This is a genomic window from Rhizobium sp. P43 (assembly GCF_056730705.1).
In genome coordinates this window covers 278,455-291,446 of the sequence record NZ_CM161539.1, presented here as the reverse complement: position 1 = coordinate 291,446, position 12,992 = coordinate 278,455, and the positions used below count along the sequence as shown (strand labels likewise).

At 62.7% G+C, this 12,992-nt stretch carries 11 protein-coding genes; 4 read left to right on the top strand and 7 right to left on the bottom strand.

The features are described from left to right. The first annotated feature begins 21 nt into the window (after positions 1 to 21). The 3 genes from AC1PUL_RS01345 to AC1PUL_RS01335 all read left to right on the top strand — a co-directional run bounded on the left by AC1PUL_RS01345 (position 22) and on the right by AC1PUL_RS01335 (position 4,141). Entirely contained in the window at positions 22 to 1,617 is a 1,596-nt protein-coding gene (locus AC1PUL_RS01345; RefSeq protein WP_480466256.1) for a GMC family oxidoreductase, read from the top strand. A gap of 127 nt (positions 1,618 to 1,744) precedes the next feature. After that, complete coding sequence (locus AC1PUL_RS01340) at positions 1,745 to 2,920, top strand: aminotransferase (protein WP_480466255.1); 1,176 nt, start codon at positions 1,745 to 1,747, stop codon at positions 2,918 to 2,920. A 6-nt stretch (positions 2,921 to 2,926) separates the two neighbouring features. Then, on the top strand, positions 2,927 to 4,141 hold the full coding sequence (locus tag AC1PUL_RS01335) for a TIGR03862 family flavoprotein (RefSeq protein WP_480466254.1): 1,215 nt from the start codon (positions 2,927 to 2,929) through the stop codon (positions 4,139 to 4,141). 3 nt (positions 4,142 to 4,144) lie between these two features. Here AC1PUL_RS01335 and AC1PUL_RS01330 read toward each other — a convergent pair whose 3' ends face one another. The 7 genes from AC1PUL_RS01330 to AC1PUL_RS01300 all read right to left on the bottom strand — a co-directional run bounded on the left by AC1PUL_RS01330 (position 4,145) and on the right by AC1PUL_RS01300 (position 11,574). Continuing rightward, positions 4,145 to 4,675 carry a DUF3833 family protein gene (locus tag AC1PUL_RS01330; protein ID WP_480466253.1) on the bottom strand — a complete coding sequence of 177 codons (531 nt, stop codon included), beginning with the start codon at positions 4,673 to 4,675 and terminating at the stop codon, positions 4,145 to 4,147. 114 nt (positions 4,676 to 4,789) lie between these two features. Further along, a complete protein-coding gene (gene iolB, locus AC1PUL_RS01325; protein WP_480466252.1) occupies positions 4,790 to 5,599 on the bottom strand; it encodes a 5-deoxy-glucuronate isomerase in 810 nt (269 codons plus the stop codon). Between the two features lie 23 nt (positions 5,600 to 5,622). Further along, on the bottom strand, positions 5,623 to 5,889 hold the full coding sequence (locus AC1PUL_RS01320) for a hypothetical protein (protein WP_480466251.1): 267 nt from the start codon (positions 5,887 to 5,889) through the stop codon (positions 5,623 to 5,625). A gap of 106 nt (positions 5,890 to 5,995) precedes the next feature. Further along, a complete protein-coding gene (gene iolE / locus AC1PUL_RS01315) occupies positions 5,996 to 6,889 on the bottom strand; it encodes a myo-inosose-2 dehydratase (protein ID WP_480466250.1) in 894 nt (297 codons plus the stop codon). Between the two features lie 2 nt (positions 6,890 to 6,891). Continuing rightward, the gene (gene iolD, locus AC1PUL_RS01310; RefSeq protein WP_480466249.1) at positions 6,892 to 8,712 is read right to left on the bottom strand and encodes a 3D-(3,5/4)-trihydroxycyclohexane-1,2-dione acylhydrolase (decyclizing); all 1,821 of its coding nucleotides are present in this window, start codon (positions 8,710 to 8,712) and stop codon (positions 6,892 to 6,894) included. Then, positions 8,709 to 10,637 carry a bifunctional 5-dehydro-2-deoxygluconokinase/5-dehydro-2-deoxyphosphogluconate aldolase gene (locus AC1PUL_RS01305; protein ID WP_480466248.1) on the bottom strand — a complete coding sequence of 643 codons (1,929 nt, stop codon included), beginning with the start codon at positions 10,635 to 10,637 and terminating at the stop codon, positions 8,709 to 8,711. The genes iolD and AC1PUL_RS01305 overlap by 4 nt, the downstream gene beginning before the upstream one ends. Positions 10,638 to 10,755: 118 nt before the next feature. After that, positions 10,756 to 11,574: a MurR/RpiR family transcriptional regulator gene (locus AC1PUL_RS01300; protein WP_480466247.1), complete on the bottom strand. Its 819-nt coding sequence runs from the start codon at positions 11,572 to 11,574 to the stop codon at positions 10,756 to 10,758. A 208-nt stretch (positions 11,575 to 11,782) separates the two neighbouring features. Here AC1PUL_RS01300 and iolG point away from each other — a divergent pair, with 208 nt between their 5' ends. Next, a complete protein-coding gene (iolG, locus tag AC1PUL_RS01295) occupies positions 11,783 to 12,778 on the top strand; it encodes an inositol 2-dehydrogenase (RefSeq protein ID WP_480466246.1) in 996 nt (331 codons plus the stop codon). The last annotated feature ends 214 nt before the right edge of the window (positions 12,779 to 12,992 follow it).

Below are 12,992 nucleotides of genomic sequence, written 5' to 3'. Positions count from 1 at the left end.
AGGCAGCGCTCGGGGAGGAGCATGGAGACCTACGATTACATCGTCATCGGCGCCGGCACTGCCGGCTGCCTGCTGGCCAACCGGCTCTCCGCCGATCCGTCGCGCCGCGTGCTGCTGCTGGAGGCCGGCGGCAGCGACAATTATCACTGGATCCATATCCCGGTCGGCTATCTCTACTGCATCAACAATCCGCGCACCGACTGGTGTTTCAAGACAGAGGCCGAGCCGGGCCTGAACGGTCGCGCCATCGGCTATCCCAGAGGCAAGGTGCTTGGCGGCTGCTCCTCGATCAACGGCATGATCTATATGCGCGGCCAGGCCCGCGACTACGACCAGTGGCGCCAGATGGGCTGCGACGGCTGGGGCTGGGATGACGTGCTGCCCCTTTTCAAGAAGACAGAGGACTTCCACCGGGGCGCCGACGACAAGCATGGTTCAGGCGGCGAATGGCGGGTGGAAAAGGCCAGGCTTCGCTGGGAGGTGCTGGAAGCCTTTCGCGAGGCGGCCAAACAGGCAGGCATCCCGGAAACGGACGACTTCAATCGCGGCAACAACGAAGGCTCCGGCTTCTTCGAGGTCAACCAGCGCTCCGGCATCCGCTGGAACACGGCGAAGGCCTTCCTCAAGCCGGCGAAACACCGGAAGAACCTGACCATCCTGACCCGCGCCCATGTGAAGCGCCTGGCTATCGAGGGCGACCGCGTAACCGGCGCCGACGTCCATCACGACGGTGAGTTGAAACGCTTCGCCGCCCGCCGCGAGGTCGTGCTGTCAGCCGGTGCCATCGGCTCGCCGCAGATCCTCGAACTCTCCGGCATTGGCCGCGGTGACGTCCTGCAGAATGCCGGGATAGAAACGGTGCGCGAAGTGCCAGCCGTCGGCGAAAACCTGCAGGACCACCTTCAGCTCCGCCTCGTCTTCAAGGTCAAGGGCGTGCCGACGCTCAACGAGCGCGCCTCCAGCTTCTATGGCAAGGCGATGATCGGGCTGGAATATGCTTGGCGCCGCTCTGGCCCGATGTCCATGGCCCCGAGCCAGCTCGGCATCTTCACCCGCTCCGGCCCGGACAAGGAAACCGCCGATCTCGAATATCATGTCCAGCCGGTCTCGCTCGACAAGTTCGGCGATCCCGTACACCCCTTCCCGGCGATGACGGCAAGTGTCTGTAATCTGAGACCCGAAAGCCGGGGCTCGGTGCATATCGCCACGCCAGACTTCGCCGCCCAGCCGAAGATCGCGCCGAACTATCTTTCGACATCAGGCGACCGCGACGTCGCCGTCCGCTCGATCCGGCTGACGCGCCGCATCGCCTCTCAGCCCGCCTTTGCCCGCTATCAGCCGGAAGAATATCGGCCTGGGCCTGACCTTGAAAGCGATGCCGAGCTGGAGAAGGCGGCCGGCGATATCGGCACCACGATCTTCCACCCCGTTGGTACCTGCCGCATGGGGGCGGATCCGGACAGCGTCGTCGATCCGCGCCTGCGGCTCCGCGCCCTGAAGGGCCTGCGCATCGCCGATGCCTCGGTCATGCCGACCATCACCTCCGGCAACACCAATTCCCCGACCCTGATGATCGCCGAAAAGGCAGCCGCGATGATCATCGAGGATCACCGCTGACCCGCGAGCCCGCCGAAGGCTTGGAAAAGGGTCACGGCTTGGTGTAGCACTGGGCTCCCGCCGCAACGCGTCAATAACGCGCAGAACCTGTGCGCGCGCGACGCATTGCACCGACAAAGGACAGACCATGCCCGCCGCCCCCTTCAATCCGCTCGTTGCTGATCTCTCGGCCCCGCCCGTTCCCTCGGTCTTCGCCTGGGCACGCGCCTATAACGGCGCGAGTGGCCCGATGATCGATCTCAGCCAGGCGGTGCCCGGCTATCCGCCGCATCCCGATCTCTTCGCCTGGCTGGCTGAGGCCGCCTCGGCACGGGCGAATTCCGGCTATGGCCCGATCGAGGGTGAGGCCCCGCTGCGTGCGGCCTATGCGGCAGAAGTGGCCTCAGTCTATGGCGCGCCTGTTACCGCAGAGAACATTCACATCACCGCTGGCTGCAACCAGGCCTTCATGGCTGTCATTTCTGCGATTGCCGCAAGCGGCGATGCGGTGGCCCTAACCGATCCATTCTACTTCAACCAGGAAACCACGCTGGCGATGATGGGCATTCGCCGCGAGCTGATCCCGCTCGATCCGGCGACCGGCTTCGTTCCTGATATCGAGGGCATCGAGACGGCGCTTGCCAACGGCGTCAAGGCAGTGGCCCTGGTCTCGCCCAACAATCCGACGGGTGCGATCTATCCCGCCAATCTGCTTCACAAGGCATTCGAGGCCTGCCGCAAGGCCGGTGCCTTCCTGATCCTCGACGAGACCTATCGCGACTTTCTGCCCGGCGGTGACCGTCCGCATGATCTCCTGTCGATCCTCGGCTGGGACGAGAACCTCATCCTGCTCTACTCCTTTTCCAAATCCTTCTGCATTCCCGGTCATCGCCTCGGTGCGATCACAGCCGGGCCTCGCGCCGTCTCGGAAATCGCCAAGGTCATGGACAACCTGCAGATCTGCGCCCCACGTGCACCCCAGGCAGCCGTGGCGAAGGCGATCCCAGCGCTGAAGGCCTGGCGCGAAGACAACCGCATCGAGATCCTCAAGCGCGCCGATACGCTGAAGGGTGTGATGGCCGAGCTTCCCGCCTGGAAGATGGACTCGCTCGGCGCCTATTTCGCCTTCATCCGCCATCCCTTTGCAGGCCAGGACTCCGCTCACGTCGCAGAACGGCTGGCGAAGCAAGCTGGAGTGCTCTGCATCCCCGGTGCCTATTTTGGCGACGACTGCCAGGACTACCTGCGCTTCGCCTTTGCCAATGCCGACAGCGCGACGATCGAAGGCCTGGTCTCCCGTCTCTCGACCTTCACCCTGGACTGATCCGCAATGACGAAAAGTGTGGCGATCATCGGCGGCGGCCCGGCGGGCCTGATGGCGGCGGAACATTTGGCCGCAAAGGGCCATGCCGTCACCGTCTATGACACCATGCCGACGGTTGGTCGCAAATTCCTGCTCGCCGGAAAGTCTGGCCTCAACATCACCCATGCCGAAGACTATGCCCGTTTCGTCACCCGCTATGGCGCGGCAAACGACCGGCTGCGCCCGGTGCTCGACCTCATGACACCGGAGGCGATCCGCGCATGGGCAGCGGGGCTCGGTACGGATACCTTTATCGGCTCCTCAGGCCGCGTCTTTCCCAAGGCGATGAAGGCATCGCCGCTCTTGCGCGCCTGGCTGAAACGGCTGGAAGGCATGGGCGTGACCATCCTCACCCGTCACCGATGGACAGGATTTGACGCTGACACCCTGCTCTTCGACACGCCAGACGGTCCAAAGCGCGCGACGGCGGACGCGACGCTTCTGGCACTTGGTGGCGCCAGCTGGCCAAAGCTCGGCTCGGATGCCGCCTGGGTGCCGCTGCTCGAAGCCGAAGGCATCGACATTGCCCCACTTCGCCCGGCCAATTGCGGTTTCGATTGCGACTTTTCCGAAAGCTTCGACACGCGTTTCTCCGGCCAGCCGGTCAAGTCGGTCAAGGCCACTTCGGCAGCCGGCACCACCCAGGGCGAATTTGTCATCAGCCGGGGCGGCATCGAAGGCAGCCTGATCTATGCCCATTCGGCAGCGCTGAGGGACGCGCTTGAGCGGGACGGTCAGGCCGCGCTGATCCTCGACCTCGCACCGGGACGAACGGTCGAAAGGCTTGCCGCAGACCTCGCGCGTCAGGATCGCAAGGCGAGCTTTTCGACACGATTGAAGAAGGCCGCCAATCTCGACGGAGTGAAGATCGCTCTGCTGCGGGAAGTCGATCCCGCAGCCAACCAGCGTGACGCGAGTGGCCTCGCAAGCCTCATCAAGGCTCTGCCGCTCCCTGTCAAACGCCAGCGCCCGATCGCCGAGGCGATCTCCACGGCAGGCGGTGTAACCCTCGACGCGATCGACGATGGCTTCATGCTGAAAAACCGGTCTGGCACCTTTGTGTCGGGCGAAATGCTCGACTGGGAGGCGCCGACAGGCGGCTATCTGCTCACCGCCTGTTTCGCGACCGGCATTGCCGCAGCCAGTGGTATCGACCGCTGGCTCGCGGCACGAAAGGCTTGAGCCTTAGCGGCTCGCCGTCTTGTGCGAAGAACCGGGCTTGCGGAACTCGACGGTGGTCTTGGCGACCGGTATGCCGAATTTGGTGACGAGCGCCGTGTTCAGCACCGTCCCATCCTCGCGCAGTACCATCTTGTCCCAGAAGCGCACCTTGTTGCTCTGCGTCTGCGGCGTCAGATAGACGAGGTAATTGAAGCGGGCGACGGCGCCGTTGATCGTCACCTTCGTCTCGCCGATCACGTCCTCGCGGGTGCCGCTATAGGTGTTGGGGCTGGTCTTGGTGAAGCGCCAGGTCTTGCGATCCTTGGTGCCGTCATCGAAGACGAAGTCCTCGCGCAGCGTCAAGGTCTTCCCATCCCAGCTTCCGGTCAGATCGACCGTAAACGTCCGCTTGACGCCATTGATGGCGCTGAACGAACCGACCGCTTCCGTGCGGCCGGTGAAATAGTCTTCGAAGGTGAACTTGTCCGCTGCCTGTCCGGCGGACGGCAGCAGACTCAGGGCAAGCCCGACAAGGGCGAGGCTGATCTTCGGCATGGGTGCGTCTCCATCATTGGCGCGTTGTGCTCCCACTACGGCGCCAATTGATGAACGGATTTGGAATTGTTCCAGGAAACGCATTCGTGAAGGCAATGACCGCCTTCACCCCAATTACTTGCTGTCGCGCTGGTAGATCCAGTCGTGGTCCGGGTGGTTCTGGAAGCGCCACTTGCGCATCGGCCCGGCCATGACGTTGAGATAATACATCTCGTAGCCATGCGGCACACCGCAGGGGTGATGCCCCTTCGGCACCAGCACCACATCCCCATCAGACACCGCCATGGTCTCATCGAGCGAGCCGTCTTCGGTAAAGACCCGCTGGAAGCCAAAACCCTGAGCCGGGTTGAGACGGTGGTAATAGGTCTCCTCGAGATAGGTCATCTCGGGATAGTTATCCTCGTCATGCCGATGCGGCGGATAGGACGACCAGTTGCCCGAGGGCGTGAAGACTTCCGTCACCAGCAGGCTGTCGGCGACGTCGCGATCTTCCATGGCAATCGGATAGATATGCCTTGTATTGGCACCCTTGCCGCGCTCGACGAAGGAAATGCCCTCAGGCCCGATCTTCTGTGCCTCGCGGCCCGGCATGGCCGGAGCCGTGCAGACCGCAAGCACGCAGTCGGTCGTCGCTTCCGCCGTCCAGTCGCTGCCGGCTGGCACATAGACACAATGCGGCGGCGTCTTCTCGAACACGGACATGCGCTGGCCGAGTTCGCCGAAATCCTTGCCCGACGCGCTGATCGTCGCCTTGCCCTCGACGAGAACCAGGATGACCTCCGTCTCGCCGGTCTGCTCCGCCGCCTGCTCGCCCGCTTTCAGGTGATAAAGCCCGAAGCCGACATAACCCCAGCCCGCGCTGGCCGGCGTGATGTCATGCACCTTGCCGGATTTGCCGGCAGGCTTGCGCAACAGATCGGTCATTCCTCGTCTCCCGTGTTTTTTTCTCAATCGTCGTCGGAGCGCTCGGCCTCTGCCGCGATCCTGGCACGCTCGGCCTCTGCCTTGGCTTCGGCCTTCTTGATCGTATGGTCGTACATGAACAGCAGTTCGTAGCCGGCATAGAGACCGCAAGCGGCGAAGATCAAGGCCCAGCCTGTGGCAGCATTCGAATACTCCACCCCGGCCCAGGCGAGTGGCACCACGACACAGAGGATGCGGATCCACAGCGGCTTGAAGAAGGGGTGGGTCGGATCGAGGATCTGGAACTTCAAGGTCTGCTCCCGGCAGTCAGAGTGTTGAACGTCGCCTGCAATAGAGCCCAAATCCGCGATCTGTCAAAACACGAGGCGGAGGGTCTGCTCCGCCCCGTGGACATTATTAGATCAGGCCGGCTTCCTTGGCGAAGCCCTTGAGCGACTTGAGACCCAGGCTCTGATACTCAAAGGGATTGCGCACATCCGGGTCCTGCTCGGCCTCGATGACGATCCAGCCCTGGTATCCATGTTCGGCCGCGATCTTCAGCACCGGCGGGAAGTTCACGCCACCTTCGACATCGCCGGGAACGGTGAACACACCGCGGCGAACGCCTTCAAGGAAGGAGAGCTTTTCTTGGCGGACCTGATCGGCGATGACGGGACGAACGTTCTTCGCATGGATATGGCCGACGCGGTGCATGTGTTTTTTCGCAACCGCTTCCGGATCGCCGCCGCCGAAATAGCAATGGCCGGTGTCGAGCAACAGCTTGGCATGCGGGCCGGTATGCTCCATCAGCTTGTCGATCTCGGCCTCGGTCTCGACGACCGTGCCCATGTGATGGTGGTAGACCAGCGAGATGCCCTGCGAAGCGGAAAACTCGGCGAGCACCTCGACGCCGGCGCCGAACTTGGCCCATTCGACATCGGACAGGACAGGACGATAGGCCAGCGCCAGATCATCGGCGCCATGGATGGCGTTGGAGGTTTCGCAGACGATGATGACCTTGCAGCCCATGGCCTTCAGCACATCGAGGAAGGGCTGCATGGCGGCCTTTTCTTCCTCGATGGAGTTGGTCAGCAGGTTCAGCGAATGCCAACCGGAGACGAATTTCAGGCCGCGCGGCTCCAGCACCGACTTGAGACCCGCAGGATCTGTCGGCAGCTTGTGGCCCTTTTCGATGCCGTCGAAACCGATCTTGGCGGTTTCGTCCAGGCACTGTTCGAGGCTGATATGGGCGCCGAGACGGCGATCGTCATCGTTCGACCAGGCGATCGGGTTGGTTCCGAAAAGGATCATGATCAGGTTCTTTCCTTCAGAGCCGCTTCATAGGCAGTGCGGGCTTGATTGACTTCGGCGCGGGCGGAGACTTCCGGCACCGCGACATCCCACCAGTAGCCGCCGGCTCCGGTGGTTGGATAAGGATCGGTATCGATGACGATGACAGTGGTCTCGGTCGCCTCGCGGGCGGCATCTAGGGCTGTTTCCAGCTCCGCAATCGACGACACCTTGTGGGACCGCGCCCCCATCGAGGCCGCATGAGCGGCAAAATCGATGGCGATGGGGCTCACATTCGAATGGGCGTAGAGGTTGTTGAATTGCGCGCCGCCGGTGCCCATCTGCAGCCGGTTGATGCAGCCGTAGCCCCTGTTGTCGGTGATCACCAGCGTGATCTTCACGCCCATGCCAACAGCGGTTGCCAGTTCCGAATTCATCATCATGTAGGAGCCGTCGCCGACCATGACGATGACGTCGCGATCGGGCTCCGCCATCTTGATGCCGAGACCGCCGGCGATCTCGTAGCCCATGCAGGAGAAGCCGTATTCCATGTGATAGGAGAGCGGCAGCTTGGACTTCCACAGCTGATGCAGCTCGCCCGGCATGGTGCCCGCCGCACACATGACAACCGTGTTATCCCGCGACGCGCGCTGCACGGCGCCGATCACCTGCATGTCCGTCGGCAGCGAATTGCTGTCCTTGGGAGCCGCCGTCACGGCATCCGCCTTGGCAAACCAGGAGGCCTTGAGACCGGCATCCGGTGCGGCATACGTGTGATCACCGAGCGCGGCCGAAAGCTTTTCAAGGCCGATCTTAGCATCCGCCACCAGCGGGATCGCATCATGCTTGGCGCTGTCGTAAGGCTGCACGTTGAGCGCCAGAATTTTGCGGTTGGGGTTCTTGAACAGCGCCCAGGACCCCGTGGTGAAATCCTGGAAGCGCGTGCCGACGCCGATGACGAGGTCGGCCTTCTCCGAGACGACATTGGCGCTCTCGGCACCGGTAACGCCAACGGGGCCGAAGTTCAGGCCATGGTCCCATGATAGTGCCGACTTGCCGGCCTGGGTCTCGACAACAGGGATCTGGTGCTTCTCGACAAAGGCCTTCAGCGTGTCTGTGGCGCCTGCAAAATGCACGCCGCCACCGGCGACGATCACAGGGTTCTTCGCCGCCTTCAGCGCCGCAACCGCCGCTTCGAACTCCACGACATCCGGCTCCGGACGACGGAAGCGCCAGGTCTTCTTGGCAAAGAAGCTCTCGGGATAATCATAGGCCTCAGCCTGCACGTCCTGGCAGAAGGCAAGCGTGACGGGGCCGCAATCCGCAGGATCGGTCAGCGTCCGCATGGCGCGCGGCAACGCTGTCAGCAGCTGTTCCGGCCGCATGATGCGGTCGAAGTAGCGCGAGACAGGCCGGAAGCAGTCATTCGCCGACATCGTGCCGTCGCCGAAATCCTCGATCTGCTGCAAAACCGGATCGGGGCCGCGATTGGCGAAGACATCGCCGGGCACGAAGAGCACCGGCAGACGATTGACATGGGCGAGCGCCGCCGCCGTCACCATGTTGAGCGCGCCGGGGCCGATGGATGAGGTCACCGCCATGGCGCGACGACGGCCGAGCTGCTTGGCATAGGCGATCGCCGCATGCGCCATCGACTGCTCGTTCTGGCCGCGATAGGTCGGCAGTTCCTCACGGATACCATAAAGCGCCTCGCCAATGCCGGCGACATTGCCGTGACCGAAGATCGCCCACATGCCGGCGATATAGGGAACGCCATCCTCGTTCAGCTGGTTGGCGAGGTAGCGCACCATCGCCTGGGCGGCGGTCAGCCGGATCGTCTTCATGCTTTTCCTCCCTTGGCGGAAACCGCCTTCTGGCGCGCCGCATCCCAGATCACGCAGAGGCTCTGGTAACGCGCAGCCATATCCTCGACGGCAGCGGCATCACTCAGCGAACCGGCGAGCCACTTGCGCGCGGCATCCCCGAAGATGGTGCGGCCGACGGCGAAACCTTTGACCAGATCGAAGCCGGCAGCAAGCTGGAAGCTCTCCTCAAGCTCCGCCTGTGGCGCATCGAGACCGAGCACCACGATGCCGCGCGTGTTCGGGTCGTTGCGGTCGATGGCGTTGCAGGCATTGGCCCAGGACGCCGTGGTCTTCATCGGCTCAAGCTTCCACCAGTCGGGATAAACGCCGATTTCGTAGAAACGCTCGATGATCTTGGCCACCGTCTCGTCATCGCAGGCGCCGACCTTGGAGGGGATGACCTCCAGCAGGAATTCCAACCGGTTGCGGCGGGCGGCATGGAAGAGCCGCTGCACGGTCTTTTCCTGCTCGGCCTTCATCTCCGACGTATCATCGGGGTGATAGAAGCAGAGAACCTTCACCACATGTTCAAGCGGCCATTCGACCAGGCCGCCGAAATCCGGGCCGATTTCCGGCTCCAGCGTCAGCGGGCGCGAACCCGGCCATTCGACCGGACGACCGATCCAGAGACCCGTGCCAGCCGCGCGATACAGTGCCTCGCGACCGAGACGGCTGTCGCAGAGCAGGCCGTAACCGGCATTGCCGCCGGACACCTTGAGCGCCGCATCGAGGCAGAGGTTCTTGAAGGCACCGATCTTCTCGTCGGCAACGCCGGCTTCCTTGGCCATGGCTTCGAGCTGCATGCGATGATCGAAGGCAAAGACCCGCATCGTCGACCAATCATTCTTGCGGTTGGTCGACCAGTGCACCTGCTCCAGGGCTTCGTCCTTGCGCAGCGCCTTGTTCTTGATGCCAGTGCGGAAGAAGTATTGCAGCTCTTCCCAGCTCGGATAGGCCGGCGTGCAGCCATGGCGGGAGACGGCAAAGGCGCCGCAGGCATTGGCATATTTCAGGCTGGTCGGCCAATCCTGACCGGTGAGCCAGCCTTTGAGCAGGCCCGACATGAAGCCATCGCCGGCGCCGAGCACGTTGAACACCTCGATCGGGAAACCCTGGCCGGTCTGGCCGGCATCGAGACTGTCGGGGATCGCACCGTCAAAAACGACAGCGCCCATCGGGCCACGCTTGCAAACCAGCGTTGCCGACGAGACCTTGCGAACCGCCTTCAGCGCCTCGATTGTGTCCGTCGAACCGCCGGCAATGTGGAATTCCTCCTCCGTACCGACGATCAGGTTGAAGAGATGCAGCGTCGACTGCAGCTTCGCCGTCACCTGAGTGGATTCGATGAAGCGGCTTTCGCCGTCGCCATGGCCGGCGAGACCCCAGAGGTTCGGGCGATAGTCGATATCGAGCGCCGTCAGGCCGCCCTTCTCGCGGGCGATCTTCAGAGCCTTGAGTACGGCGGCCTCCGTCCGCGGATGCGACAGATGCGTGCCCGTGGCGCAGACGCAGCGCGCCTGGGCGATGAAATCCGGATCGATATCCTCTTCCGACAGCGCCATGTCGGCGCAGTTTTCGCGGTAGAAGATCAGCGGGAACTGATGCTCGTCCCGGATGCCGAGCAGCACCAGCGCGGTGAGCCGCTCCTTGTCCGTCTTGACGCCGCGCACATCCACACCCTCGCGCACCAGCTGCTCGCGGATGAAGCGGCCCATATGCTCGTCGCCGACGCGGGTGATCAGCGCCGACTTCAAGCCGAGCCGCGCTGTGCCCGCCGCGATATTGGTCGGCGAGCCCCCGATATACTTGTTGAAGGAGGCCATGTCCTCCAGCCGACCGCCGACCTGGGCACCGTAAAGGTCCACGGACGAGCGACCGATCGTGATCAGATCGAGCGAAGCCAAGCGATGTCCTCCCTGTGATGCGGGATCTGACGCCCCGCCTCGCGACCGCTCCAGTTTTGGAACAGCCATTCATAAAATGGACTATAAATTCTATTTTGAAGAATTTCAATACGGACGTTCAGTCATCCCGACGTGCCGTACCGACGGCTACGGAGAGCGTGATCGCCAGACAGAGCGTGGCCGAGAGAGAGCGGAACGCGCCGAAATCGACTTCGGAAACGGAAAGCAGTGTCGCCCCCATCCGTCGGAGTGGACTGACCACCGTATCGGTGACGGCGACAACGGGAACGCCGCGCGCCCGGACCTGCTCGACCAGCTCAAGCGTTTCGGCAGAATAGGGAGAAAAGGTGACGGCAAGCAGGGCATCCCCCGGACGGATCGCGTGATGATTGTCGAGCCGGCCAACCACGCTGTGCAGCATGGCGGGCACGCCCATCTTCTCGAATGCATAGGCCATGTAGCTCGCCACAGGAAAAGACCGCCGCAGGCCCATGATGTGGATCATGCGCGCCGAGGCCAGTTGCTTGACGGCGACCTCAAGCGCCTGGGGATCAACGGTTTTGACGAGATTTTCCAGCGAAAGCCGCCCTGCCTCGACGAACTCCGCGAGAAGCGCCGAGGGCGAGCCTTCGGCCTTTTCCCGCAAGTGCTGGAGGCGCGTGGAATAGTCGGGCCAGCCTCCCACGAAGCTCTCGCGAAACAGCTTCTGCATCTCCGAAAAGCCGGAGAAACCCATGATCTGGCAGAAGCGCATGAAGGCGGACGGCTGCACGCCAGCACCCTCCGCCATCTCGGCAACCGTGGACACGGCGATCCGGTCCTTGTTGGCCGCGACATAATCGGCGCATTGCTTCAACCGCTTCGGCAGGCTGCCGGAGACCTCCAGCAGACGATCTTCGAAGGCCTTGATCGTCTGCGGTCCGCCATTCTCGCCCATGCAGTCTCCCCCTCCCGTCATCAAGCACCTCGTCACGCTTGACAGAAACCGTGTCACAATCTAGCAAAATAGAACATATATTCCAAAACGCGGCATTTGCCAGCGACAAATGGAACCTCGATCAGCTTGGCTCCGCCTCGGAGCCCCCAAACACATCACAATCGCCGCCCTTTGACGAGGGAACAAGGCGCATAGGGAGGAAATGAACATGGTCACGAGACTGGCACTTCTGGGCGCCGGCCGCATCGGCAAAGTGCATGCCAAGGCAATCGCCGAAGACAAGCGCGCGAAACTCGTCGCCGTTGCCGACGCCTTCGCGGACGCCGCAAACGCCATCGCGGCCCAGACCGGCTGCGCGGTGAAGACGATCGAGGAGATCGAGGCCGACAAGGACATCGACGCCGTCATCATCTGCACGCCCACCAACACCCATGCAGACCTGATCGAACGCTTCGCCAAGGCCGGCAAGGCGATCTTCTGCGAAAAGCCGATCGACCTGGACGTCGCACGCGCCAAGGCCTGCCTCGAGACCGTGCGCGCCGTCGGCGGCAAGGTCATGCTCGGCTTCAACCGCCGCTTTGACCCGCATTTCCAGGCCGTTCGCAAGGAAATCGACAAGGGCTCGATCGGCAAGGTCGAGATGGTGACGATCACCAGCCGCGACCCGGGCGCACCGCCGGCCGAATACATCAAGGTCTCCGGCGGCATCTTCCGCGACATGACCATCCATGACTTCGACATGGCCCGCTTCCTGCTCGGCGAAGAGATCGAAACGGTGCAGGCCTCGGCCTCCGTTCTGGTCGATCCCAAGATCGGCGAACTCGGCGACTACGACAGCGCCTCGCTGATCCTGACGACGAAGAGCGGCCGCCAGGCGATCATCTCCAACTCCCGCCGTGCGTCTTACGGCTACGACCAGCGCATCGAGGTGCATGGCTCGCTCGGTTCTGTCTCGGCCGAGAACCAGCGCCCGGTCTCGATCGAAGTCGCCAACAAGGACGGCTATACCCGCCCGCCGCTGCACGACTTCTTCATGACCCGCTATACGGCAGCCTATGCAGCCGAAATCTCCGCCTTCATCGACGCCCTCGACAACGGCACACCAATGTCGCCGTCGGCTGAAGACGGCCTGATCGCGCTCGCACTCGCCGATGCCGCAGTGAAGTCGGCGAAAGACAAGTCTGCCGTCACCGTAAGCTACTGACACGCAAGAGCTCCCGCGCTGTCCGATGAGGTCAGCGCAAAATGGAAACGCCGCCCGAACCTCCTCGGGCGGCGTTTTCGTTTGAGACTAAGTTCTGAAAACCAAGTTTTATGGCGCCTTTTCTTCAGACAGGCCAAATATCTTTTATTGCCTATCTGTTAAAGCTAATGTATTAATAGAGAAACGATTCGTTGTGCGTCCGCTGGCTCGGCAC

Excerpts from the sequence above, each read along its gene's own strand:
- iolE (WP_480466250.1), bottom strand. The coding sequence starts at position 6,889 with ATGATCCTTTTCGGAACCAACCCGATCGCCTGGTCGAACGATGACGAT.
- iolB (WP_480466252.1), bottom strand. The coding sequence starts at position 5,599 with ATGACCGATCTGTTGCGCAAGCCTGCCGGCAAATCCGGCAAGGTGCAT.
- AC1PUL_RS01335 (WP_480466254.1), top strand. The coding sequence starts at position 2,927 with ATGACGAAAAGTGTGGCGATCATCGGCGGCGGCCCGGCGGGCCTGATG.
- iolD (WP_480466249.1), bottom strand. The coding sequence starts at position 8,712 with ATGAAGACGATCCGGCTGACCGCCGCCCAGGCGATGGTGCGCTACCTC.
- iolG (WP_480466246.1), top strand. The coding sequence starts at position 11,783 with ATGGTCACGAGACTGGCACTTCTGGGCGCCGGCCGCATCGGCAAAGTG.
- AC1PUL_RS01345 (WP_480466256.1), top strand. The coding sequence starts at position 22 with ATGGAGACCTACGATTACATCGTCATCGGCGCCGGCACTGCCGGCTGC.
- AC1PUL_RS01330 (WP_480466253.1), bottom strand. The coding sequence starts at position 4,675 with ATGCCGAAGATCAGCCTCGCCCTTGTCGGGCTTGCCCTGAGTCTGCTG.
- AC1PUL_RS01300 (WP_480466247.1), bottom strand. The coding sequence starts at position 11,574 with ATGGGCGAGAATGGCGGACCGCAGACGATCAAGGCCTTCGAAGATCGT.
- AC1PUL_RS01340 (WP_480466255.1), top strand. The coding sequence starts at position 1,745 with ATGCCCGCCGCCCCCTTCAATCCGCTCGTTGCTGATCTCTCGGCCCCG.